At 36.1% G+C, this 24,188-nt stretch carries 21 protein-coding genes and 1 tRNA gene; 10 read left to right on the forward strand and 12 right to left on the reverse strand.

What is annotated here, in order from left to right; all coding sequences use genetic code 11:
* The coding region (locus ACFIJK_RS05260; protein ID WP_375627010.1) for a phage late control D family protein at window positions 1–840 on the forward strand (840 nt) is incomplete at its 5' end.
* 494 nt (window positions 841–1,334) lie between these two features.
* Here the strand turns inward: ACFIJK_RS05260 and ACFIJK_RS05265 are convergent.
* A tRNA-Met gene (locus ACFIJK_RS05265) sits at window positions 1,335–1,411 on the reverse strand.
* A gap of 163 nt (window positions 1,412–1,574) precedes the next feature.
* Here ACFIJK_RS05265 and ACFIJK_RS05270 point away from each other — a divergent pair.
* Both ACFIJK_RS05270 and ACFIJK_RS05275 read left to right on the forward strand, forming a co-directional pair.
* Complete coding sequence (locus tag ACFIJK_RS05270; protein WP_015856681.1) at window positions 1,575–2,531, forward strand: Gfo/Idh/MocA family protein; 957 nt, start codon at window positions 1,575–1,577, stop codon at window positions 2,529–2,531.
* 49 nt (window positions 2,532–2,580) lie between these two features.
* Entirely contained in the window at window positions 2,581–3,699 is a 1,119-nt protein-coding gene (locus ACFIJK_RS05275) for a DegT/DnrJ/EryC1/StrS family aminotransferase (protein WP_375626200.1), read from the forward strand.
* A gap of 325 nt (window positions 3,700–4,024) precedes the next feature.
* Here the strand turns inward: ACFIJK_RS05275 and ACFIJK_RS05280 are convergent, their stop codons facing one another.
* Genes ACFIJK_RS05280 through ACFIJK_RS05290 form a run of 3 tightly spaced genes read right to left on the reverse strand, consistent with a single transcriptional unit; the run spans window position 4,025 to window position 5,286 of the window.
* Entirely contained in the window at window positions 4,025–4,291 is a 267-nt protein-coding gene (locus tag ACFIJK_RS05280; RefSeq protein ID WP_375626198.1) for a hypothetical protein, read from the reverse strand.
* Window positions 4,281–4,661: a hypothetical protein gene (locus ACFIJK_RS05285; RefSeq protein ID WP_375627013.1), complete on the reverse strand. Its 381-nt coding sequence runs from the start codon at window positions 4,659–4,661 to the stop codon at window positions 4,281–4,283. The genes ACFIJK_RS05280 and ACFIJK_RS05285 overlap by 11 nt, the downstream gene beginning before the upstream one ends.
* 28 nt (window positions 4,662–4,689) lie before the next feature.
* Complete coding sequence (locus tag ACFIJK_RS05290) at window positions 4,690–5,286, reverse strand: DUF1134 domain-containing protein (RefSeq protein WP_375626194.1); 597 nt, start codon at window positions 5,284–5,286, stop codon at window positions 4,690–4,692.
* A 216-nt stretch (window positions 5,287–5,502) separates the two neighbouring features.
* Here ACFIJK_RS05290 and chpT point away from each other — a divergent pair, with 216 nt between their 5' ends.
* On the forward strand, window positions 5,503–6,141 hold the full coding sequence (chpT, locus tag ACFIJK_RS05295) for a histidine phosphotransferase ChpT (RefSeq protein ID WP_015856678.1): 639 nt from the start codon (window positions 5,503–5,505) through the stop codon (window positions 6,139–6,141).
* Between the two features lie 224 nt (window positions 6,142–6,365).
* Here chpT and ctrA read toward each other — a convergent pair whose 3' ends face one another.
* Window positions 6,366–7,067, reverse strand: coding sequence for a response regulator transcription factor CtrA (ctrA, locus tag ACFIJK_RS05300; protein ID WP_015856677.1), 702 nt, complete (start codon window positions 7,065–7,067; stop codon window positions 6,366–6,368).
* Window positions 7,068–7,633: 566 nt separating this feature from the next.
* On the opposite strand from ctrA, the gene ACFIJK_RS05305 reads away from it, so the two are divergent.
* On the forward strand, window positions 7,634–8,020 hold the full coding sequence (locus ACFIJK_RS05305) for a flagellar export protein FliJ (protein ID WP_375626192.1): 387 nt from the start codon (window positions 7,634–7,636) through the stop codon (window positions 8,018–8,020).
* A gap of 146 nt (window positions 8,021–8,166) precedes the next feature.
* Here the strand turns inward: ACFIJK_RS05305 and ACFIJK_RS05310 are convergent, their stop codons facing one another.
* On the reverse strand, window positions 8,167–8,442 hold the full coding sequence (locus ACFIJK_RS05310; protein ID WP_015856675.1) for a DUF1153 domain-containing protein: 276 nt from the start codon (window positions 8,440–8,442) through the stop codon (window positions 8,167–8,169).
* 45 nt (window positions 8,443–8,487) lie between these two features.
* Here ACFIJK_RS05310 and ACFIJK_RS05315 point away from each other — a divergent pair, with 45 nt between their 5' ends.
* Both ACFIJK_RS05315 and mnmA read left to right on the forward strand, forming a co-directional pair.
* Entirely contained in the window at window positions 8,488–8,691 is a 204-nt protein-coding gene (locus tag ACFIJK_RS05315) for a hypothetical protein (RefSeq protein ID WP_375627017.1), read from the forward strand.
* A 139-nt stretch (window positions 8,692–8,830) separates the two neighbouring features.
* The gene (mnmA, locus tag ACFIJK_RS05320) at window positions 8,831–10,042 is read left to right on the forward strand and encodes a tRNA 2-thiouridine(34) synthase MnmA (RefSeq protein ID WP_375627019.1); all 1,212 of its coding nucleotides are present in this window, start codon (window positions 8,831–8,833) and stop codon (window positions 10,040–10,042) included.
* 289 nt (window positions 10,043–10,331) lie between these two features.
* Here mnmA and ACFIJK_RS05325 read toward each other — a convergent pair whose 3' ends face one another.
* Window positions 10,332–11,141 (reverse strand): TrmH family RNA methyltransferase, encoded by an 810-nt coding sequence (locus ACFIJK_RS05325; RefSeq protein ID WP_375627021.1) that lies wholly within the window; start codon window positions 11,139–11,141, stop codon window positions 10,332–10,334.
* 755 nt (window positions 11,142–11,896) lie between these two features.
* On the opposite strand from ACFIJK_RS05325, the gene ACFIJK_RS05330 reads away from it, so the two are divergent.
* The gene (locus tag ACFIJK_RS05330) at window positions 11,897–12,805 is read left to right on the forward strand and encodes a cation diffusion facilitator family transporter (protein WP_375626185.1); all 909 of its coding nucleotides are present in this window, start codon (window positions 11,897–11,899) and stop codon (window positions 12,803–12,805) included.
* 1,176 nt (window positions 12,806–13,981) lie between these two features.
* Here the strand turns inward: ACFIJK_RS05330 and ACFIJK_RS05335 are convergent.
* Complete coding sequence (locus tag ACFIJK_RS05335) at window positions 13,982–14,818, reverse strand: DUF1460 domain-containing protein (protein WP_375627024.1); 837 nt, start codon at window positions 14,816–14,818, stop codon at window positions 13,982–13,984.
* 621 nt (window positions 14,819–15,439) lie between these two features.
* On the opposite strand from ACFIJK_RS05335, the gene ACFIJK_RS05340 reads away from it, so the two are divergent.
* Window positions 15,440–16,660, forward strand: coding sequence for an MFS transporter (locus ACFIJK_RS05340; protein ID WP_375627026.1), 1,221 nt, complete (start codon window positions 15,440–15,442; stop codon window positions 16,658–16,660).
* 492 nt (window positions 16,661–17,152) lie between these two features.
* On the opposite strand, the gene carA is transcribed toward ACFIJK_RS05340, so the two are convergent.
* Window positions 17,153–18,349, reverse strand: coding sequence for a glutamine-hydrolyzing carbamoyl-phosphate synthase small subunit (gene carA, locus ACFIJK_RS05345; RefSeq protein ID WP_375627028.1), 1,197 nt, complete (start codon window positions 18,347–18,349; stop codon window positions 17,153–17,155).
* Window positions 18,350–18,607: 258 nt separating this feature from the next.
* On the opposite strand from carA, the gene ACFIJK_RS05350 reads away from it, so the two are divergent.
* Entirely contained in the window at window positions 18,608–19,060 is a 453-nt protein-coding gene (locus tag ACFIJK_RS05350) for a GatB/YqeY domain-containing protein (RefSeq protein WP_375626178.1), read from the forward strand.
* A gap of 681 nt (window positions 19,061–19,741) precedes the next feature.
* Here the strand turns inward: ACFIJK_RS05350 and ubiC are convergent.
* From ubiC to ACFIJK_RS05365, 3 genes are all read right to left on the reverse strand, one after another.
* Window positions 19,742–20,248: a chorismate lyase gene (gene ubiC / locus ACFIJK_RS05355; RefSeq protein ID WP_375626176.1), complete on the reverse strand. Its 507-nt coding sequence runs from the start codon at window positions 20,246–20,248 to the stop codon at window positions 19,742–19,744.
* Window positions 20,249–21,326: 1,078 nt separating this feature from the next.
* Window positions 21,327–21,578 (reverse strand): GlsB/YeaQ/YmgE family stress response membrane protein, encoded by a 252-nt coding sequence (locus ACFIJK_RS05360; RefSeq protein ID WP_375626175.1) that lies wholly within the window; start codon window positions 21,576–21,578, stop codon window positions 21,327–21,329.
* A gap of 866 nt (window positions 21,579–22,444) precedes the next feature.
* Window positions 22,445–24,136, reverse strand: a complete 1,692-nt coding sequence (locus ACFIJK_RS05365) for a Na/Pi cotransporter family protein (protein WP_375627032.1) — start codon at window positions 24,134–24,136, stop codon at window positions 22,445–22,447.
* Window positions 24,137–24,188 lie beyond the last annotated feature (52 nt).

Consider the following 24,188-nt stretch of genomic DNA (forward strand, 5'->3'; position numbering starts at 1 on the left):
TCAAGCAACAGTGCGCTCCAGGTGATCTTTGGTTATGAGAACAGCATCAGTGCTTTTATGGGGTGTTTTGTTGTCGAGTCAGTGGTCAGTTGTGGTGGCAGTGATGGAGAGATCTTGCGCCTTTGTGGCAAAAGTGCCTCGATGCGTAAAGAACTCAAAGAACAGGCGAGTGAGCATTTTGATCACAAAACTGTTGGTGAGATTGTTGAGACACTTGCCAAACGCCATGGTTATCAAGCAAAGGTCAGTCCTCAGTTCACCAAACAAACTTTGCCTTATGTGATTCGCACAGATCAATCGGCTGTTGATTTTTTAACCCGCCTTGCTGATCGTATGCGGGCACGTTTTTTGATCAAGGACAATAAGTTTTTATTTTTAAGCGGTGACAATTTACCAGCACTCGAACTTCATAAACACGACTGTTCCAACTGGGAATTTACCCTAGAGCCACGCACGCAATATGGCACCATTGAAGCTTCTTATTTTGATCGCTCAAAAGGGCAGCAATGCCAAGTCAAGCATCAGACAGGGGTTAGCGGTCCCGTGCGGCGTTTACGGACTTGTTACACTTGTGAGGAGGAAGCACGAGCTGCTGCTGCTTCCGAGTCGGACAGGTTGTGTCGTGCTGTGGGCAGTGGTTCTTTGACCCTTGAGGGACGCCCAGAAATCATGGCGGATCAACCTCTGCTTCTTCAAGGGTTTCGAGGCGAAATCAATGGTCTATGGAAAGCCGCGACCGTCACCCACTGCTATGAAAAACAAAGTGGATACACCACAGAAATTACACTTGAAGCACCAAACAAGGGAAAAGAGGCAGGAGAAAAGGAAAACTCTGAGTGACAAAAAATCAAAGGGTCGACTTGACCCTTTGATCGGTGTTGAAGAGTATTGAGACCAAAATCAAAAGTTCGCACTTTGGTGTGGAGGTAAGGAATAGGTGCAACTTGCACCAATTGCTAAAACGAGCAATAGGATCAAGTTGATCCAATTGCATGAGTACAGCAATAGGGTAATGTTTACCCAATTCCTCAAAGGAGCAATGGTGCAAACATTGCACAATTGCAGACTGAAGAGCAATTTGGTCAAGTTGACCGAATTGCTTAAACGCTTTTTCTCTTTTTGATAGTATGCTTAGGATACAGAAAAATTATCAGTCAATTTGATTGATCATCTCAAATTGTGATTTTGAGCAGAAAAGAAAAAGAGGCTTTAAATGATCTTTGAAGATCCTTTGAGAACCACTTTAAAACTCTTTGAAAAAAAATAAATTGCTACAAAACCTAGTGGCAAAATATACAAAACCCGCTGGCAAGCTACAACAACAAAAAAAGTAATGGTAGCGGAGGAGGGATTTGAACCCCCGACACAAGGATTATGATTCCTCTGCTCTAACCTACTGAGCTACTCCGCCAAAATAAGCAATCATAATTGTAAAGAATTACATCTTTTGCGGATATAAGGGGTAGAATAGTAAGATGTCAAGCATCGTTTTTAAGCTTTTCTCTTGTCATTCTATTTTATCCTCGATATGTAAAAGTGTAATTTTATATGATAAAGTAGGGTAAGGCATGAAAATGGTGCCACGTGTAGCGGTTTTAGGATGCGGTCATTGGGGTGAAAATCATATACGAACACTCCATTCTCTCGGGGCTTTGGCAGCAGTCTCTGATATTGATAATGATCGTGCTGCTAGTTTTGCAACGATGTATGGTGTAGAGCTTGTTACACCAGATGATCTTTTTACTCATCGAGATATTGATGCGCTGGTATTAGCATTGCCGCCACAATTGCATACGCAAAATGTGCTCCGTGCTGTTAAAAATGGTAAAGATGTTTTAGTGGAAAAACCAATAGCCTTGAATGTTTCTGATGCTAAACGCCAAGTTCAGGAGGCTGAGGCTTATGAGCGAGTTTTTATGGTAGGCCATATTTTACGTTTTCATCCGGCTTTTGAAAAAATGTGTGAATTGGTGAAAAACGGAGAAGTGGGAGATGTGCGATATATTTATTCTCATAGATTAGGCTTTGGAAAATTTCACACACACAGCGATGCTTTATGGGATCTTGCGCCTCATGATCTCTCAATGATTTTGGCGTTGACAGGATGTGAACCTTCCGAAATTCGCGGTGAGGGGGCTGCTGTCGTTGATCAGATTTCTGATTTTTCTCATATTCATATGACTTTTCCAAATGGTGTGCGTAGTCATCTTTTTACTTCACGCTTGAGTTCTTATCGTGAGAGACGTTTAACTGTTGTTGGAACAAAGGCTATGCTCGTTTTTGATGATATGGAACCGTGGAGCCGTAAATTGGCAATGCACCATTTTGCCGTTTGGAAAGAAAATCAAGAGTGGGCTTTTAGCATGGATGAGCTGAATTATATTGATGTTTGTGAAGATTTGCCGCTTACTTGCGAATTACGGCACTTTCTTCATTGTATTGAAACGCGTCAATCACCTCGTACAAATGGTGATGATGCTATTGCGGTTTTACGGATTTTAACAGCTGCTGGTGTCAATTATGATAGATAAAAGAGATAGGTAGCGCTTTTGCATTCTTGTGATGATCAATGGAGTTAATATGCAATTCATCGACCTTGGGGCGCAGCGTGCGCGTATTGAAGATAAAATTAATTCTGCAATTGCACATGTTGTCGCTAGTGGTAAGTATATTTTGGGGCCAGAAGTAACAGAATTTGAAGAGAAATTGGCAGAATATCTTGGTGTTAAACATGTGATTGCATGTGCTAATGGAACAGATGCTTTGAAGATGCCTCTTATGGCTAAAAATATTGGTCCAGGGGATGCTGTGTTTTGTCCTAGTTTTACATTTTCAGCAACGGCTGAAGTGGTTGCTTTGGTGGGGGCTAAGCCTGTTTTTGTTGATGTTTTACCTGATACATTCAATATTGATATTGAAAAACTTTCTCATGCTATCGAAATGGTAAAAAAAGAGGGACGTCTAAGGCCAAAGGCTATTATTGCCGTTGATTTATTTGGTCTTTCTGCTGACTATGTGCAAATTGCTCAAGTGGCAGCAAAGGAAAATCTTTTTGTAATTGAAGATGCTGCTCAATCTATGGGTGGAAGAAGCGGTAATACTATGTGCGGTGCTTTTGGTGATGTGGCTGCTACAAGTTTTTATCCTGCAAAACCATTAGGATGTTATGGCGATGGAGGCGCTATGATGACCAATGATGATCATTTTGCAGAACTTTTACGCTCTATTTTGTTTCATGGTAAAGGTGAAACGCAATATGACAATGTACGTATTGGTATGAATTCGCGCCTAGATAGCATTCAGGCTGCAATTTTACTAGAAAAGTTTGCGATCTTTGAAGATGAAATGGAAAAGCGTGTAGAAATTGCTCAACGCTATTCCAATGGCTTAAGAGATGTTGTTACAGTTCCAGAAATAGGAGAAAATATTCGTTCTGCTTATGCACAATATACGATTAAGGTAAAAGAACGTGATAAATTAAAAGATTTTTTACAAAAAAATTCTATCCCTACAATGATTTATTATAAAACTCCTTTACATCAACAGCCAGCTTATAAACACTTTCCTTATGTAAAAGATTCCCTTTCTGTTTCAGAATCTTTAGGAGAGTGTGTTTTAAGTTTACCAATGCATCCTTACTTGACACAAACGGATCAGGATATGATTATCCAAAAAATAAGAGATTTTTATCACTTTTGAGAGCGTATTTTTATCCTTAAAATTATGGTCAAAGCTTTATTAGTGACTCATCTTAGAAGGTATTTTTTGTTAGAGTGTGTGACCAATGTTTTTGGTATTATTTGCTTTCTAGGACCTATGAAATGTTGTCCTTTCGGGCGGTGATATAATTAGCAAGTGAATCTGCTAAACAAGAAGATGCTTTTTAACAGAACGGTATGGGTTAAGAAACTTTGTCCTTTAGCTTAGCAAGAAAGTCACGTTTAATAAAAAGGATTTGGGTTATGAAAGTTATAATGAACCTTTGTTGATTTTACTCTTCATTCAAGGTGTTTTAAAAGATAACTTATTTAACGGGGTTTTGGGAGAGACAAGTGATTTTTTTGCGAATACGTGATGCGAGGTCATTTTTGCTTTTCGATTTTTGAATCAATGTATTGATGGGTGATGTGTTTCCCTCTTGTAGCGCTATTTGAGCTGCCAATGTTGCTGCAAGTTCTTTTGTTTCTTCACGGAGTTCTTCCAGCAATTGATGGTTAGCAGTCGTGTCAAGCTGATAAGTTTGGATTTTTTGTAAACGTTGCTGATAGTGTGCGATTTTTTCACGCATCATTTTTCTTTCCTTTGAAAGTTGTGGCGATATTTTGTTTGATTGCTATCGCTTCTTTAGTGAGAGTGTCTTGTGTGGGGAGGCATAGCCGATAAAATTGTTCTGTTATTTGGCTCAGTTGTACTTTTTGTTGGGCGTATTTTTTTTGCAAAAATTCGTACTTTTGTTGGTTGTTTGCTAATTCTACAGCATGTTGTGCACGAAGAAAATCGTGATTTGCTTCTATTTCCGCGAGTGATAATGGCATTTGCGCACAAACATCTTTATACGCAAAATGAACGGCTTTACGCCAAATAAAAGGAGACAAAAGCACCAGTACCCAAGAAGTGAAAGCAACTCCAAGAATAAAAAAAATAAACGATTGAATAAGCATAATACCCCTATTTCAAATAAGAATACGTTTAAAACGGATTCCATGTCGGTCTAGGTGTTAATTTTAAATATCCTATATTGATACCAAGGCGTGCACCGATCCCTGTACGTATTGGGATTAACAAGGTATTATGGTATTTGAGGACATGAAAACCAACACCTGCAATTAAATAGGCCGAACCTGAAATACCACCATAGCGTTTCCATAAATTATTTATGCTATTAAGGTTGTAAACTAAGATCATTAAACGGGAGCCTTGGCCGCCAAAATCCCATCCTACTGAGGGACCTTGCCAAAAAACTTTATGTTGACCATAGCTTTTGGTAAAAACTCTTCCTTCACCATAGGTTAATCCAGCAAAAAAGGCACCAGAAGCTTCTTCTCCTAAAATATAGGCATTGGGATAACCGTATTGTGAAAAAATATTTTGAATTGCAACAGCCAGACCACTGGCTGTTTTTCCAAAAAAAAGATGCCCAGAATCAATAATTTCTTGGAGTGAATAATGGGGTTCGTTTTGCTCTATTGGTTGTAGTTGAGCATGTGCAGTGTTTATGGTGATGAATAAAAGGAAGATTAAAGATATAATATTTTTGTACCAGTATTTGAGCAGAGAGAGAGCCATGAAGTTTTCTCCTTTTATTAGTGATAAACAAAAAGATAATATTAGAATTTTCATTCTATTCAAATAAAAAATAAGATATAAGGTTATTTAAATTCTTGAATTTATTTCTGAATTTCTTTTAGCATGATTGTTAATGTTTCCTATTATGCATCAGATATTAAGAGTTTTTCTTTAAAATAAAGTTTGTTTTTTTGAATCTAGGAGTTTTCAATCATTATGACGTTAGATATTTCTTTGAATCCTACGGATCTTGCTGCTTTGCTTTGTAGTCGTATTTGCCATGATTTGATCTCACCTGTGGGGGCTATTCAAAATGCAATGGAGCTTTATGATGAAGGAGGAGCTGAAGAAGATGCTTTACAATTGGTGCGTTTATCCGTTGCGAGTGCTGCTGCACGTCTACAATTTGCGCGATTGGCTTTTGGTTTTGCTGGTGCAAGTGGAGGACAAATAGATACACGGGCTGCAGAGCAGGTTGCTCAACAATATATGAAAGAAGAAAAAGCAACTTTAAAATGGCAAGCTTCTTCTTTATTGTTACCAAAAGATGAAGTTAAACTTTTGCTTAATTTATTATTGATTGCAAACGCAACAGTTTCTCGTGGTGGTGAAATTGTTGTTATGATTTTGCAAGAAGAAAATAAACGCTCTTTTCGATTTGAGGTTTTCGGTAAAACTCTCCGTATACCCCCTCATTTTCTTGCGTTATTTCGTGGAGAAGTTCAAGAAGAGCTTATTGATGCACATGTCATCCAATTTTATTACACAATGTTACTTTCTCAGATGACAGAGATGAAAATAAATATTGATGAAAATGATCATTGTATTGTTTTAGAAAGTGTAAAAAAGCTTTGAATAAGAGAGAAGCGCTTAAGCCGTGTTGGGAAAAGTGGCTTCGATTGAACATATGAGCAATAGAGTTATATGTGTAAATGCTGTATAGTTACTTATTAAGCTTTAAGCGCTTTCTATATGAGAATTTTTGGTGTGCGAGTTTTCTACTTTTAACAGAGAACAGATTTTGGGAAAAAATCTCGGCCCGCCACACTCCGAGATTTTACAAAGTGCATGTTCACTGCTTAAGCGGTTTTTCGTACGTTCTCTTCAACTGGATCACGTAATACATAACCGCGTCCCCAAACTGTATCAATGTAATTTACACTAGAAGAGACTGCTTCCAATTTTTTCCGCAATTTACAGATAAAAACATCGATAATCTTTAGTTCTGGTTCATCCATTCCACCATAGAGATGATTGAGAAACATTTCCTTAGTAAGGGTGGTACCTTTACGTAAAGAGAGAAGCTCTAGCATTTGATACTCTTTTCCGGTTAAATGAACGGGGCGCCCTGCAACTTCGACGGTTTTTGCATCAAGGTTGACAGTGAGATCACCGGTAACAATAACCGATTGTGCATGTCCTTTAGAGCGACGAACAACTGCATGGATACGTGCAATGAGCTCATCCTTATGAAAAGGCTTTGTCATATAGTCGTCAGCTCCAAAGCCAAAACCACGGACCTTGTCTTCAATGGCATTCATACCAGAAAGGATCAGGACAGGAGTTTTTATTTTTGCCAACCTTAGAGTCCGCAAGACATCATACCCTGACATATCGGGCAAATTCAGATCAAGCAAAATGATATCATAATCATAGAGTTTTCCTAAATCGATACCTTCTTCACCCAGATCAGTGATATAAACATTAAAGTTAGCTGACTTTAACATTAACTCAATGCTTTGAGTAACTGCTCTATCATCTTCAATTAATAATACGCGCATTTTAGATCCCTCACTTCGCTCCTTCACGAATCATAAGGAGCATTTCTATTTTATAATCAGTTAGCAAAACCACTGTTATAAAAACAATTCATGAAATCAAACACTTATAACAAAGTGTTTATGAATATTTCAGTAGTACGCGTAACAATCACTACTAAATTCCCCACTATCCATGATAGTGGTTAACAAAATATTTTTATTTTTGAAAGAGGCTGCAAAATTATTTTAGAAAAATCGCATATTTTTTTAACATAATAAAAAAAGAAGGGCTTTTTTTATAAACTTTAACTTAAAAAAATTTGTAAAAGAGCATTATAAATTACTTTTTTACAATTTCAGTGTTTGTTTACTGAGCTTTAAATCTCTTCATTTTATAATGGGGGGAAAAGTAAAGAAATAGTTATTGCTCTTTAAAGCAGATTGTATGTTCAGATGCTTTAATGAAAGGCGAAAATTGTTATAATTTCAAGTCAATAGACTGTTTTTGTCGGATAGACATATAACTAAAAGATATTTATTGGGTGTGAATGCGAGTTTTGAGTTGGCGCAATCAAGGAGTAGTGAGTATGAAGCCACGAGAAAATATGGTGCGATTGAGGATGTTTCAAGTGCGTGGAAAACGCCGTGAAATTGCACAGCTTGAGATGATGATCGCAGAGTTTGAACGAATGGTGTTAGAGCTGGAAGCACAAATTACTCATGAAGAACGTAAATCTGGAAACAATGATGTTCACCATTTTGCTTATTCTGCTTTTGCGCGTGCAGCGCGGCAAAGACGTGATAATCTGATCAATTCAATTCGTGATTTACAGCTTCAAAAAACAAACGCTGAAATTGCTCTCCATGAAGCTAATACAGAGCTGCAACGTGCACAGCTTTTGGAAGCACGGGAAAAGAAGATTGCTGCGGGTGGTGAGGATATTTTGATTCAATCTAATTCAATGGTTGGCTAATTCAATGGTTGGATGATAAAAGCAATTATTGAAAAATCTATTCTTTCAGATTTATCTTTTGGGTATAGTATAAAACAGCCAAATTTTTATCAAATTTGGCTGTTTTACAAGTTTCTTTATGTTATCGAATCGTCATCAAGGGCAACTTAATGCCTGTAGTTTTGAATCTTGGTCGTTCGTAATCCCGCTAAACCGTGTTCATCGATCAAACTTTGCCATGAAAGAAATTCTTCTACAGTCAAAGTATAACGTTGGCACGCTTCGTCAAGACTTAACAATCCACCTCTGACAGCCGCAACAACTTCAGCTTTGCGACGAATCACCCAGCGTCGTGTTGTTTGCGGCGGTAGGTCGGCAATTGTAAGCGGACTTCCATCTGGCCCAATAACATATTTCATTTGTGTTTTTATCAAATTGGTCATTCGTATCCTCTACCTTTAGTCAAGGACTTGATTCGTTTATAGAGCATGAAATTTAAAAAAGAGCTAAACGCGCTGAAAGAAAAAATTAATAAAGTGATTGAGCACGTAAAAAGAAACTTAAGTGAAGTGTGTAGAAGAGCTTCTTGCAATATTTTACCAGATTTTAAAAAGAGCAAAAAGGTTTTCTCCCAAACGATTGCCATTATGCCTTATTTCGATCATTCTTTTTTTGTTTGCAGCAGCTTTTAAGAAAGTAATGCCTATGGTTGTGGAAAAGATAAAAAAACAATATAAAGACAATCAATCGTGTAAAAGTGCTGAAGAGCGTACATCAAAATGTTAACATATGAGTAGACATTAAACAGAGCATTAAATAGAGAATGAATACATGTTTTTAAACAGTCTTGATTTACCAGGACAACCTGAGGATTCTCGCATTGTTGTTGCAATGTCGGGAGGGGTTGATTCATCGGTTGTTGCAGGTCTTTTGAAAAAGGAAGGGTATAATGTTATTGGCATTACGTTGCAGCTTTATGATCATGGGGCAGCGACGCATCGGGTGGGGGCGTGTTGTGCAGGACAAGATATTGAGGATGCACGCCGCGTTGCAGAAACATTAGGAATACCGCATTATGTTCTTGATTATGAAAAGCGTTTTCGCGAAGCTGTTATTGATCCTTTTGCAGAAAGCTATGCGCATGGAGAGACACCAGTACCATGTATTGCGTGTAATCAAACGGTTAAGTTTGCTGATTTATTAGCAACGGCACGCGAATTGGGGGCAGATGCTTTGGCTACGGGACATTATATTCGTTCGCGTTCCCACGGAGCGCATCGAGCACTCTTTCGTCCTCTCGATAATGATCGTGATCAGAGTTATTTTCTCTTCGCAACGACACAAGAACAGATTGATTATTTGCGTTTTCCACTTGGTGACCTTCCAAAAACCCGCGTTCGTGAAATGGCAGCAGAAATGGGCTTTGTGGTTGCCAATAAGCATGATAGTCAGGATATTTGTTTTGTTCCACAAGGAAAATATTCAGATGTTATCGCAAAACTGCGTCCAGAAGCAGCTAATCCTGGCGTTATTGTCCATATTGATGGAAAGATCTTAGGTAAACATTCGGGAATTGTTAATTATACGGTTGGTCAACGTCGTGGTATTGGAGTATCAACGGGTGAAGCGCTTTATGTGGTTTATCTCGATGTGGAAAATGCACGTGTTATTGTTGGACCGCGTGAAATGTTAGAAACACATAAGCTTTTTTTACGTGATGTGAATTGGCTTGGTGATGAGTCGTTAGATAATTTTCCTTCTCAAGGTATTGAGGTAGCTGTAAAGGTGCGTTCAACGCGTCCTCCTCACCTTGCGCGCTTACATTATAAAGAAGGTGTTTTTTCCGTTGATTTATTGGAATGTGAAAATGGTGTGGCACCAGGGCAAGCTTGCGTTCTTTATGATGAAAATGGTCATGATGCGCGTATTCTTGGGGGAGGATTTGTAACACATTCAGAACGTGCGGCCCATACTGAAATGATGTTGAAGCGCGTTTTATGCAATCTCGAAACAAAAGATTCTGTTTCTTCTGAACTAAAATAACAGCTTCATAAAAAATAGTCAGTTGATTTATAATGATAATTTTAAACTTAAACTTGAATGAGAGACTTCCGGAAGATTTTATCATTGAAAGTTTTTAAATGATTGGATCCATCAAAATTATGTCTTCTGCACGTCATGAGCGGGGTTAGGGTGCGGAAAGCATCGATAAGAAAAATATAAAAATGTTTTTTAATTAATGCTTTCAAATGCTAGGGAACAGCAACATTATTGGGACTGATAGATAACATACAACATCGGATATGTTTTACAACTTAAAGTGTTATCATCTTTAGTGGTCAAAGTTGGTAAAATGGGCAAGTGCAATACCTGAGGCTGTGGCAACATTAAGGCTGTCAAAACCGTCAGTCATGGGAATACGTAAGGTTTTTGATTGTTGTAGTATATGGGGTGGTAAGCCATCGCCTTCTGTTCCAAAAATAAGTGCCATTCTTTTAGTTTTGTTGGCTTGCTTGAGAGTGTGTGAAGCAGAAGGGGAGAGTGCATAAAAATGAAAGTTTTCATCGTTTAGAGCAGCTATAATGTCATTTATATCAGCGTTTTGCGTATAGGGTACTTTTAAAGCAGCGCCGGCAGAAACTCTTATTGATTTACGATAAAGTGGATCGCATGAGGTTTTGTCGACAATAATACCATTACTGGCAAAGGCTGCTGCATTACGAAAAATTGATCCCATATTATCGTGATTCGAGATACCACATAAAACAAGAATCAAAGCTTTTTCTGGAAGATGTTGTAGAAAACTTTGTAAGGATGGCAGTATTTTGCGTTTACCAATACCCAAGACACCACGATGAACATGGAAGCCGGTGATATTATCCATGACTTTTTGTGGAACGCAATAAATGGGACATAGAGGCTGTGTTTTTTCTAAAAGCGGTAGAAGTCCAGAGAGACGGTTTTCTACGATGAGCAGTGAGATGGCAGAAAACTCTTTCGAGTGCAGTAATGCGGACAATGTTACTTTGCCTTCAGCAATAAATTGATGTTGCCGTCCAACAAGATCTTTTTCACGGATATTATGATAGGCTTTTAGGCGTGGATCATCGGTTTCATTGATTGTTATGATATTCAAATGCATGAGAGATTTTTAGTGCTTTTTTCTTATGATTTCCAGATGTTAGAATTTATTTTATTTTAACAAAGAGAGAAAAAAACATTATTTTAAAACTTATGGTAGAATTTGTGTTGACAATATGCAACCATAGGTATAGTATAAAAATACTGATACGGAATCATATATTTTTTCTCGTATCGGGTGCAGTGTCTTGGGTCCCCGCTATTTCCCAAGTTCTGTATGCCCTTAATTTCTAAGGGAAAAGAATCTGGGTCCCCAATGCCCAGATTCTTTTTTTTGGGGTAATCATTGTTCTTCTTTTTTATATCTCAATTTTTTAGTAAATCATATTTTAAAATGCGGTTGACCTCTGAGGTTACAGTAGAGTGCTAAGATATTTTTTCTAAGTTGCAAAGATGGCTTATGATGCACATTATAAGACTGAAAAATAATGCATGATCATGGTATATTTGAGTAAAAACAAGTTTTTTGTTTATGAGATGTGAGATGGCTTTAAGTTATTCAGAAAACGATTAGTAATGAAGGTGATGTGTTTGATTGCTTTTGGGAAAGCTCTTTGTTTATTCTGTTCCTCTCTTCTTCCTTTATTGATTCTGTTCGTGTAACTGAGCAGTTTTTACGATAATAATGTGAGCTTGAAGCGTTTATTGTATGCTGAAGCTTCTGTAATATTGAGGAAATATTGTCGATATGCCAAAAGTATAATTATATGGTTGAAAATATTAATCCCTTATTTCGTGAAGAAAAGGATGAGGTTCATGGATGTAAAAATCAATATACAAAGCTTAACTTTATACTCTATTTTTATTGCGTGTATTGTTTTTGCTTTGAAATATTGGGCATATCACATCACAGATTCGGTTGCACTTTATTCTGATGCATTGGAATCAATAGTTAATATTCTTGCGTCATTTGCAGCATGGTGGGCTGTTAAAGTGAGTATGAAGCCAGCGGATCAGGATCATCCCTTTGGGCATCATAAAGCAGAATATTTTTCCGCCATTCTTGAAGGGATACTCATTATTATTGCGGCAATTGTTATTTTAAGAGAAGCATGGATAGCTCTTTCTACCGTTCAATTATTGCAGAAGCCTGGAGTATGGCTTGTTATTCATCTTATTGCAACTGTCATAAATTGTATGTGGGGAATGGTTCTTATTTGGCAGGGAAAACACCATCGCTCACCGGCTCTTAAAGCGGATGGAGTGCATTTTATAACGGATGTTTTTACTTCGCTTGCAATTTTAATTGGTCTGATTGCTGGTTTTATCGGGGGATGGGGAATTTTAGATCCAATTTTAGCGATAATCGTTGCCGTTAATATTCTCTTACAGGGCTGGAAGGTGATTAGAAATGCTGTTCAGGGATTAATGGACGTTGGCGTTGAATTGAATGAAAGCATGCGGATTCGGGAGCTGATTTCTGCAAATGCATCGGGTGCGCTTGAGGTCCATGATTTACGGACGCGTGTTGCTGGGAGGGTTACTTTTATAGAGTTTCATTTGGTTGTGCCTGCTATAATGCAGGTAGGAGAAGCACATAAAATTTGTGATAAAATCGAAGGTGTTCTTCAACAAGAATTTGATAATGTACGTATTTCTATTCATGTCGAGCCTGAAGATGAGGCAAAATTGCCTCCCGGTACAACGGTGATCCCTTTTATATAAAAAGATTTTTTCAAATTGTCTGCTATGTTATGGGGACTATTTTTTATGATGGGGCGATTCATACCTCTCGAAAATACAGTGAATCTCTTTCGTTGATTTAATTTTTGCATTAATCAATTATAAAAGGTTAAACAGAGTATTTAAGGCAAGATTTATTCTATTTCGTTAAAACACTGTTATTTAACGGTTGGGTATATAAAATTTGATCTATTAAGTGTTTTTAGAGTGTGGAGTAAATATTCAAAATAGGGCTTGCTGGTGTATCCTTGTGTAAGTGAATCTCATGAAATGGTTAGCCGCTTAAATTCACTTAAGAGAACGGATTGTTTACAGACTGTCAGGAGTAGATGTTTCGTTTCTTAGGGCGAGGAGGAATGAAGCTTTCGTCATAAGTTTAATGATAAATTTTATATAAAAGTTATGAGTAGAATTTTAAAGTTTGTGATCATAGATTAATCATCATTATTGTTGCTAATAAATGTGTTGTTTTACCGATAAAATGTGTTCTGTTTTAAATGTTCTTTATTGCATGAAGGATAGGGGACACATTAAAGAATGATGCTAAAGATAGATACTGGTTTTTAATTGATGCCTTCATATTTTCATTTCAATCTAGCATCAAAAATTTTACAATGACGCGTACAGTACTGGTGCATTCTAATCATAAATATGCTGCTACATCAGGGTTATTTTAATGTATAGACAACAAGAAAACGCAAAGACTTTATGAGGAAAATAATGCTATAAGGTCAAAAATTTATACGCAATAAATTAGAGAGATAGATCGAATTTTTATAAAATACTTTATGAGATAAAAAAAACATATCTGGCGTTACTTTTACTTATTTTTACAAACGTTTATCTATGTCTTTTGCGCTATATTCGTAAAGATCAGATTAGTGATAATCTATAGATAATTCTTGGTTGAGAATATAAAAGGAAAGCGTGATACTAAAATAGAGTTTTGCCTGTCTTTATTGTTCAACCAGTAAAAGTGATCACAAATCCGTGATTTTTTACATACCTGTAAACAAAGTTAGATCAAAACGACTTTTTCTCTAAAAACTGTAAAAATATATTGTATCCGTATAGCTTGAACGAAGTTAGATGTTTACCTGAATAACTACAGTATATATTTTAAGAATAGAGAAGATATTTCATATCACTATGATGTTATTAAAGAGCTCTTAAAACAATGATTCCTGGTGTTTTTGCAACATAATCCATAAAAGGAGAATCAACGACTTTTTCGTTTTCTTTTCGTGAAGAAGCATTTCTTAACATTGGCCCTTTATCTGTCATGATAAAGAAGCCCACATGTGTTACATCCAATCCAGCAAGTTTCGTATAAATACCAATAAAATCACCAGACTGTAAACGACCTACAACCTCCTCATTAATAAAGTTACTTGGGATATACGTTATCGTGCGTTTCACAACTGGCAACCCAGGTAGATAGTTTTCACCATCAGCTTTTTTGTTGAGATATTTTTCTATTTTTACCGCATGGGGACTTATTTCAGCGGTAATATCAGTGGCGAGTTTATATTCTCTATAAGCCCAGTCTGTAAAAAAATGTTTGCGATTTAAAAAATGAATATTACCGTTAATATAACGCGTTTTTATGACGTTATTTATGAATTCTGTTTGGGATGTTGATTTGCGTAATGCTTCAACATAATCCAGATAAGTGAAGCAATCTAAGCCTCTAAAATCAATAATCAGTTTTTCTGGTGTCTTTTCTGAGCCATGTAACATATTTGCTTGGTAAGGTGTCCCTAAAAAAGCTTCAGAAAGAAAGTCAATTAGTGCCCCTTTTTCCTGATAATTTGTTTCTGAACGTTTTTTGAGAAGAGCATTTAGTTTATTTAGAGTATAAGGATCTAGTTTTATGTTGTTTGTTTGTTGTGTTTTTATTTTATTTCCTAAAATACTCTCTTGTGAATCAGAATCCTGAACATCATATCCTGTTACCAATATTAAAATGAGAACTAATAGAGATATTTTTCGCATTCTATACACCATTTTTGCATTAACAATTCATGACTAACTATTTCTAAAAGTGCTATTTTTTAAATGCGTATCACGATCATTATTAGATTTAACAGTAGCATATAATCATTAAGAGCATCAATGAATATAAAGATATAATCATGGTTTTTAAGGTTACACAAATTGCAAGCGATATGAATAGTTTCTAAGATTATAGAATTAAAGAATATTTCTCTATAATATACTTATCTTTTAAAAGGTTTCAATTGCTATAGGATATCTAACGTATCAAATGGAATTGAGATTCCTGAAAACGGTGGTATGAGAAGGGGAAATGATGTCGGATAAAATCTGTCATAATGTCTCTAAAACTATTGGAAATGCTCTGTGTTTCATGAAATTTTGTTTATGAGTTGGTCGCACAAATATTTTATTCGTATAATGCAAAAAAATATTTTTATGCTTTGACAATGATATACTAATTAAAACGTAATTTTATATTTTTATCTTGACTCTTACTTAAATTTTTACTTTGCTATTATTTTATATATGACAAGTATATGGTATAGAATACTTTTAAAAGGAAAAGGGAGTAAAAAGATAGCGGGGGAGTAATTGTATGCGTAAAATAGTGTGTATGTTATGCAAGACCAAATGCTCAATCCGAATTTTGTTCAGCGTGGGCTCGTTTTAGTGTTCATCACTTTATTGTTAGATATTCTTGGCATTGCGATTATTTGTCCTGTTTTGCCTGAATATTTTTCTCAATTAACAGGAAAAGATGTCAGTACATCTTTTGTAGAAAGAGGAAAATTACTTGCAGCTTATTCAGTGATGCAGTTTTTGTTTGCTCCTGTTATTGGCAATCTCTCTGATCGTTATGGTCGTCGTCCTATTTTGCTGCTCTCTATTATCTGCTTTGCTCTTGATAATCTCATATGTGCCATAGCATGGAGTTATTCTATGTTATTTATCGGGCGTCTTTTGTCAGGGATGAGTGGTGCTAGTTTTGCAACTTGTACAGCTTATCTTGCGGATATATCCGATGATAAAACCCGTACACGCAATTTTGGTCTGTTAGGCATTGCATCCGCATTGGGGTTTATTTTAGGATCGTTTATTGGTGGTTTTTTAGGTCAGTTTGGTCCGCGTATACCGTTTTATTTTGCTGCTGGTTTTTCACTCATTAATTTTATTTTTGCTTGGCTTATGCTTCCAGAAACTCTTTCTCTGTGGAATAGGCGCTTTTTTGATATTAAGCGGGCAAATCCCTTAGGTGCTTTTTGGCACCTGAAACAATATCCGATGGTTCTTTGGGTGTTATTGGTCTTTTTTCTTTATTGGTTTGCGGAATCTGTATGGTTAAGTATTTGGGCTTTCATTGCAAAAGAACGCTATGATTGGAGTTCTTTTTCTATTGGGCTCTCCTATAGTGTTTTTGGGATAGGCCAATTTATTGTAGTCGCTCTCATTTTGCCTTATTTTTCTAAACGATGGAGTGATTGGCATATTGTTATAGTGGGGCTTTTGTTTGCCTCCGTTGCTATGCTAGGCTATACATTCGCAACGCAGGGGTGGATGGTTTATATGGTTTGTATGTGTACAATGCTTGAATATCTTGTTCATGCACCTATACGCGCTATTGCTTCAGCGCAGGTGCCAACAAATGTACAAGGAGAACTGCAAGGAGCGATGACATCTGTTATTTCGTTAAGTTTAATATTTGGTTCTGTTTTTTATGTGTTTCTTTTTGAATGTTTTACAGATAAAAATGCACAGTTTTATTTTTCTGGTGCCCCTTTTGTTGGAGGCTTTTTTCTTCTTGTCGTTGCAACAGTTATTTTTGCCTTGCGGGTACGTTAATTTTTTGAGAGGGGCTGGTACGTACTATTTTGCTAGAGAATGCACAAGATAAACAAAATGTATCATTTTATAGGCAGAAAGTTTTTTGTGATATTTGTTTCACAAAGTGTTGTATAGAATATCGATACATTCTTCTCATTTAGTGCAAATAATTTTTTTTATTCTTTAATAGGAATTACGCTTCTCATGCAAAATAGAATGCTTAGAATTGTATTGTGAATCCAATACTTATTTGAGGCACTTTACTCTTTTTAAAAATGGTTTTTATCGACACACTTATCTTGCTTAGGGGGAAGCCAATGATTTTGATGAATACAATTCTAAGAGGAGAGGTCATGAGAAAAATTCAAGTTATTCAGTGCTCTCATCTTAGTTGCAAAATGATAAATAATAACACTTATTCAATAAGTTGTAGGTATACAAATAATATAGTTGTGTATGGGAAGATGATATAATTTAAAGGAGAGAAGCTAGAAAGTGAGATATTTTATTTTAAGATATTTTTTTATAATTCATAATGAGATCACAGAAATGCTGAAAGAGGTAGTGGCTATCTTGTGGTCCAGGAGAAGCTTCGGGGTGATATTGAACAGAAAAAACTGGTTTTCCAATGATTCGAATACCACAGTTTGAACCATCAAAGAGAGAAATATGTGTTTCTTGTACATGTTGTGGTAAAGAGGCAGAATCTACGGCGAAACCGTGATTCATCGATACAATCTCAACTTTTCCAGTGTTGAGGTCTTTAACTGGGTGGTTGGCACCATGATGTCCTTGGTGCATTTTCATGGTTTTTGCACCAACCGTAAGAGCGAGAAGTTGGTGACCAAGACATATTCCAAAAATTGGTAAATTATGATCAATTAATGTTTTGATCGTTGGAACGGCATATTGAGCCGTAGCTGCGGGATCCCCTGGTCCATTAGAAAGAAAAACGCCATCAGGGTTCATTGCTAGAATTTCTTTTGCAGTTGTGTGGGCAGGCACAACAGTAATGCGTGCTTTTTGTGTTGCCATAAGGCGAAGAATATTGCGTTTAATACCATAGTCAATTGCAATGATATGAAGATTATGCACATTATTTGTACTGTATCCTTTGTTCCAGCTCCATGGTTTTTCATCCCATTGCATTGATGATTGAGATGTCACATCTTTCGTAAGGTCAAGATTGACGAGACCGTGCCATTTTTGCGCACGTTTCTTTAAAGAAGGAATATCAAAATTTCCATTAGAATCATGTGCAATGACAGCATTTTGCGCACCTTTTTCACGAATAAGAATTGTGAGCGCACGTGTATCAATACCACAAAGTGCAATAATTTTATGCGTTTTAAGCCATTGATGAAGATTTTCATTGGCACGATAATTTGAGGGATGTGTAATGTCTGCCTTGAAAATAGCGCCAACAGCACCATGACAATCGAGAGGAGAGAGAGCTTCAATATCTTCACTATTTGCCCCTACATTTCCTATATGAGGAAAAGTAAAATTAACGATTTGTTGTGTGTATGACGGGTCTGTGAGGATTTCTTCATAGCCTGTGATGGCGGTGTTAAAACACACTTCAGCTTCAGCAATACCTGTAGCACCTGCTCCTTTGCCTTCAATAACGGTTCCATCAGCTAAGACTAAGAGGGCTGTAGGTTTTTTGATACTCCAAGGGTGGCTGGGTGAAGTCGTTTGTATCATAGTATGTATCCACAATTTATTCTCTGAAAGGTATAATGATCAACTTTACACAAAAATCATACCTTTAACAGATGCTGTGTATATTATTCTGGTAATGTTTCGCTTGAAATAGGCAGTATAAGTACATTCCATGAAGAGGTAAAGTCTTGTTTTAGCTTTTCGAAGATCGAGTCCTTAATTATTTTTTTATCCTCCATTGCAAGATGGATAAAGATTGGTTAAAAGGCGCTTTCTTCTTGAACAAAATTGGATAAATTTATGTTGCGTAACCAGATTGATGGGGCTCTTAGGGCTGCTTTGAAAGCGCAAGATAGTGCGCGTCTTGCTACACTCCGTTTAATGAATGCTGCAGTTAGGGATCGTGATATTCTTTATTATGATCAAGGGAAGTTAGAAGTGGATGATCAGCAGATACAGTCTGTTTTCACTAAAATGCTTCAACAGCGTGAAGAATTGATGCGAGTCCATAAAGAGTCTGGTTGCTTGGAATTGGCAGAGAGAGGACAAGCAGAAATAGAAGTTATTCGTGAGTTTCTTCCCTATCAACTTAAGGAGATGGAAGTAGAACAGGTCCTTTGTGAAGCTTTGGTACAAACAAAAGCTGAAAAATTACGCGATATCGGTAAGGTGATGGCATGGCTTAAGGAACGGTATGCAGGGCAAATGAATTTTTCTAAAGTGTGCAATAGTCTTCGTAAAAAATTGCAATAGATCTTATTAATTCAAGGGGATTGGAAAATATTTTTTATTGTGCTTCGCCTTTGTAAGTCAGTAGGATGTTGATAAATGTCATTTATCTTTTACATACATACTATTATCAAAAAAATATTTTTTTGAAATAAACGAATCTTTTTTGGAGCTCATAGAGCAATAAAAACATCTTTTATGTATTATATTTTACTGTTCTTCAAAGCTGTTAGATCATTAACAAAACAAAAAAATTATAGAGTTTCTACTTTTAAAAAAAAGATCTATTGTCTGCACTATTAAAAATTTTAAAATAGGATGATTAAGCTAATTGATACAGATTTCCAATTTTGGGGAGTGTGTTGTTGTCTTTTTTGCTGTTTCAAAGCATTTTTTTGATAAAGAGTTGCCGTATTTTTTAGAGTGCTGATTATTCGGCAAGAAATTTAAATGTAGATGATATTTATCAATATGATGTATATCTTCTTAATTCAAGCGCTGGTTTTAATGATAAGAAAATTAGAACGTTAAACATTTTTTCTATAGAAGACATTTTTAAGCTGAGTTGATGAAATGAAAAGATATTTTGAAAATAACTCTTTGTTTGTAATGTGTTTTGAGATGATTTTGAAATTCTTTTCTCTGATTAAATCCCTTATAAGCTATATAAAATCTATAAATTATGCAGAATAAAATGAGTAACCTTTATTGGTGGGGATACAGCGGTGAATCTGTTAAAAATAGTTCAGTTAGCAACAATGGCTTACCCGTTAACCGCAAACGGGAACGGCGTGCCCATAGCACATCTTGTTGACCAATATGAATGTAATCGCGGGTTAATTGGTCATGGTTAAATAAATAATGTCCTAGAGGTACAGTTCCCAAATGCATCAAGGCTTGATTGTGTAGGAGGGTTTCTTGTGGAATTACAGTGCGTCCAAGGAGCCAAGGTTTATTATCTCCCATCAATATGATTTCACGTAGCCAATAACGCGCACTTTCGGGGAGATGCTCTGCTTCGTCTGTTAATTTATCTCGCGTAATAAAACATTCGCGTTGTGGTTGAATTTGGAGGCAGGTACAATATTTCTTTAATCGAAGCGTCATAGAGCCAGATTCCATGAGCCAATTGCGAATGTTTTCTGGTATTGGAGGATTTTGATTAGAGAGCCACTTTAGAGGCGGTAAGATGGAATCTTGAAGATCAGACATCGTTTTACTCCACAGCTAAAGTCTTATTCCATATGTTATGTTGGGTTAAGTAGATAGCTCTATTGTAATACAAGGAGTATAAAAGCAGCAAGATTTTAACAGGAAGATATCAAAGGGAAAGTCGAAAGAAAAGGTCTTTAAAAGAAGATATGCGGGAATTATATATTATAGGATTATTTTCATTAAAAAAGCAAAATAAGGTATTATGTTTTATCCAAGGCGCTTTCACAATGCGTTAGGGAAATTTCTTTATCGCATGAGCAATGGGAAAAATGTTTTGTGCTTTAAAATTCGTTTGTAACGCATATAAAAAGTCATCTATGTAAGATGATATAAAGAGAAAATTTAAAGAGAAATAAAACTTTATTTTATACTTTAGAAAGTGAAGAGATATTCAACCCTTTTGAATTGAGATGTAAAGGAGATCGTATTCTTTATAGTCAATAATTTTATAGTAAGGCATATATTTTTGAAAACTTAAAAATAGATTATATTATTGAAATTGTAATAAATTACTTCATATTAAAGAGTGTTTAGTCTTTTATAATAAATTTATATTAATATGTATTTATAATATATCTATTTTATTTCATAGATTAGAAAAAATCTCTTTATCATTTTTTGCTTACCTTCTCTGTTTATTTCTTAAGAGCGCAAAAGAGCTCTTCGAGTTTTTCGGTAAAAAGGTATTGTTGATGAAGTGTATAGGCGTTAAGTGCTATGCGGTAGAATCTTTAATCATCGTTAGTGATTTTTGTAACCTTACGGATTGTTATTACAGTGAGATGAGCTAGATTTGCGCGTACGGTACGAAAATAAGTTCGTATTTCGTTAAAATAACGCAACATATCTTTCCTGATATGCGTAACTTTATATAGGTATGAAATGGTGCGTTATAAAGATCTTTACTGCATTTCGTTTTAAAATACGGTGATGGTGTATACCCAAAATCGCAGCTTAAGCATCTCACCATCATATCAAAACTGGTGACAACGAGCTCCAGGGAAATATTTCAAACTTTTCTAGTTGTTTCCCAGTTTTTTATTAAATCCCAAAAGGTGTAAAAAAAATAAACGCTCTATGATCGAATTTTTTGTCCTACCCATATAAGAATGCAGGCTCCTATAAAACCTGAAATAAGATAGCCAAGCCAACCAGCAAAACTTACACCTAAAAGACTAAAAAGAAAGCTTGCTAGCGCAGCGCCAATAATCCCTAAGATAATATTTAACAATATTCCTGTTTGGCTTTTCATAATATACTGGGCAGCCCAACCTGCAATTCCGCCGATAATAATAGCTGCAATCCAACCGATGTTTGCATCTTCCATGATACCCTCCTTTGCCTGAACTTAAATTGTAACTAGAGTAAACTTTATAAAAATCAAGATTTATCCCTTTTTTATCCAGTGGAAAGGATATTTTTGTTAGAAATTTTACTTATTATTTTCCTTTATATTTAAATAACATTCACATTTATATAATAACAATACTTAACAAGCATGAGTATATATCACATTTTAATTTATAAATAAATTAATTATTTGAGAAACATGAATAAAAGAAGAAAATATTAGTGAAAATGTTTTAAGAAATCATAAAGTTTATTTATAAGCTTTTTAATCTCTCTCTTAAGTTTAAAAAGCAATTGTGATTTGTGATTAAAGCAATAAGTAAAATGGACATTTAAAAGTCTGGAGCTTGCCAATTGATATCAATGATGTTTGAAATGAAATTAAAACTGTTTTGTTGACACGTTATAGAATGGCTGTATAGGTTGAGCCTCTACCAATCTTGATATAAACGTTGCATTTTTGTGGGGTTTTGCATTCCTTATAGAGTATTTCTGTTTTTGCTGCTACTGCGGGGCAGTTCCTTTTTACAAGGCGAGTTTAGGTTGGAACCATCATACTCTTGACTTTCTCTTTATGTGTTTAACAGTCTTGGCTTTGAGATGATTAGGCATTTTTACGTCTTTCTTCAAGAATTCTATTCTACATGCTGCTTTGTTTATAATGTGCAAGCAAATGACTTTGAGTAATTCATCATGAATAGATTTTAAATGAAAGAAATTTACGATGCAGAAAACTCATTTAAATTGTCAAATAATAAAATATTTTGATTAAATCAATATCTTGACCATATTCCAAATCGAGTAATCGATGTGATGTATTTCTTATTCAAGTTATTTAAAAGTTTAAGGTTTTTCTGTTTGTTCTTCAGCAGGGTTGCGTAGGCGAGAACTTTGAAGAAGTCCCTGTTCTTCTAAAATGGGGTAGATCATTGAGGTCAAAAGAGAGTTGATTTGTTTAAGGTCGCGGACAGTGTCGAGATGAAGACTGGATGATTCTACATTTTTGAGATCCCCTTCACGCAAACGTTTAAAATGTTTTAAACTCATCTCTTTTTCTAAGTTTCGTAGTTGATCTTTTTTTTGTACCAATAGGTGTGCAGTGTGTGTATCGCGTGAGACGAGAACGTTAAATGCTATATGCGCGTTGGCTAGTACAATGGCGTGGAAACGAAGGAGATCATTCCAGCCCTCACTGCTGAACTGTAAACCTTTTTGTTGTTTCTTTTTAACCAGCATCAGCATATTATGAATAATGATATCGCCTGCTTGGTCTAATTTTATACAGGCGCCTAGAAGTTCTTGCGTTTGAAGAGCTTCTTCGTCAGATAATTTTTGTCCCGCTAATCGTGCAAGATAAAGTTTGATGGCGATATGTTTTTTGTCCAATATGGTGTTGAGTTGGTTAAGTTCACGAATAATATTGGGATCAGGACTTTCATAAAGTCCCATGATTTTTTCTAGCATGATGTCCACAAGATCACAAATATGAATGACTTCACGCATGACATTCGAGAGAGCGAGAGAGGGGCGTTCAAGCACACTGTCATCAAGAGCTGTTTGATCCGATAAATTGAGCGTTTTGTCGGTTTGCGTTTTTTTTGCACTTATATGAACAATTTGAGTGGTTAATTTTAAAACCCATTTTGAAAGCGGTATTCCAGCAAGGAGAATGAAAACATTAAAAATAATGTGGGCGTTGATCACTTGAGTAGGGGCGTTATTGCCAAGCCATGTGATGGGAGGGCGAAAGGAGAGAAATAAGATAAGTACAAGGATTGAACCGGCCCCACGCATGAGTAAGTTTCCTAAGGGAACGAGGCGGGTATTAGGAGAGGCGTTGCGCGTTAAAAGTGGTGCTATAAGAGAAGAGCCAAAGTTGACACCAAGAACCATGACAACACAGAGTTGCGTATGGATAAGATCGTAGTTGGCAAAATTGACCAGCAAAATGATTCCTGCAATAGATGAATGTAAGAGGTAGGTTAAGCCAGCAGCCAACAAAAAAGTGGAAACAGGATCGGTTGAAAGATAACGAATGATGCTAGGCAAAATTTCGCTTTCACGTAAAGGTTCTGTCGCTGTACTTATCATCTCTAAAGATAAAATCAAAAGACCAATACCGATGACAATACGTCCTATTTGACGCCACTCACGTTTTTCTGTTGTCATGAAGATACAAGTGCCAATTAAAAGACAAAGGGGCACAACAAGTGTGAGATCATAGGTGAGAATTTTAACAACGATTGCTGATCCTAATTCTCCTCCGCGTACAGCCATAAGTCCCGCTACTCCAGAGACAAAACCAGATTCAACGAAAGAACCAACAAGGAGCGTTATTGCTGTAGAGCTTTGTAAAATCATTGCTGTAAAAAGCCCAAAACTTACCGCAAACAATGGTTTTGAAATGACGTGGCACATTTTATATTTAAGTCTGTCACCATAGGCGCGTTCAATTCCTGTGCGCACCATGCGTGTGGCCCAGAGAAGTAAAGAAATAGCGCCGGCAAGATGAAGGAGTACCAATGAACCATTCATGATACTTTATTCTTTCTCTGTTGTTATGAGTATGTTTGCCTCAAAATTGATA

Source organism: Bartonella sp. PS17NMGDW (assembly GCF_042193555.1).
GTDB classification, from domain to species: Bacteria; Pseudomonadota; Alphaproteobacteria; order Rhizobiales; family Rhizobiaceae; genus Bartonella; species Bartonella grahamii.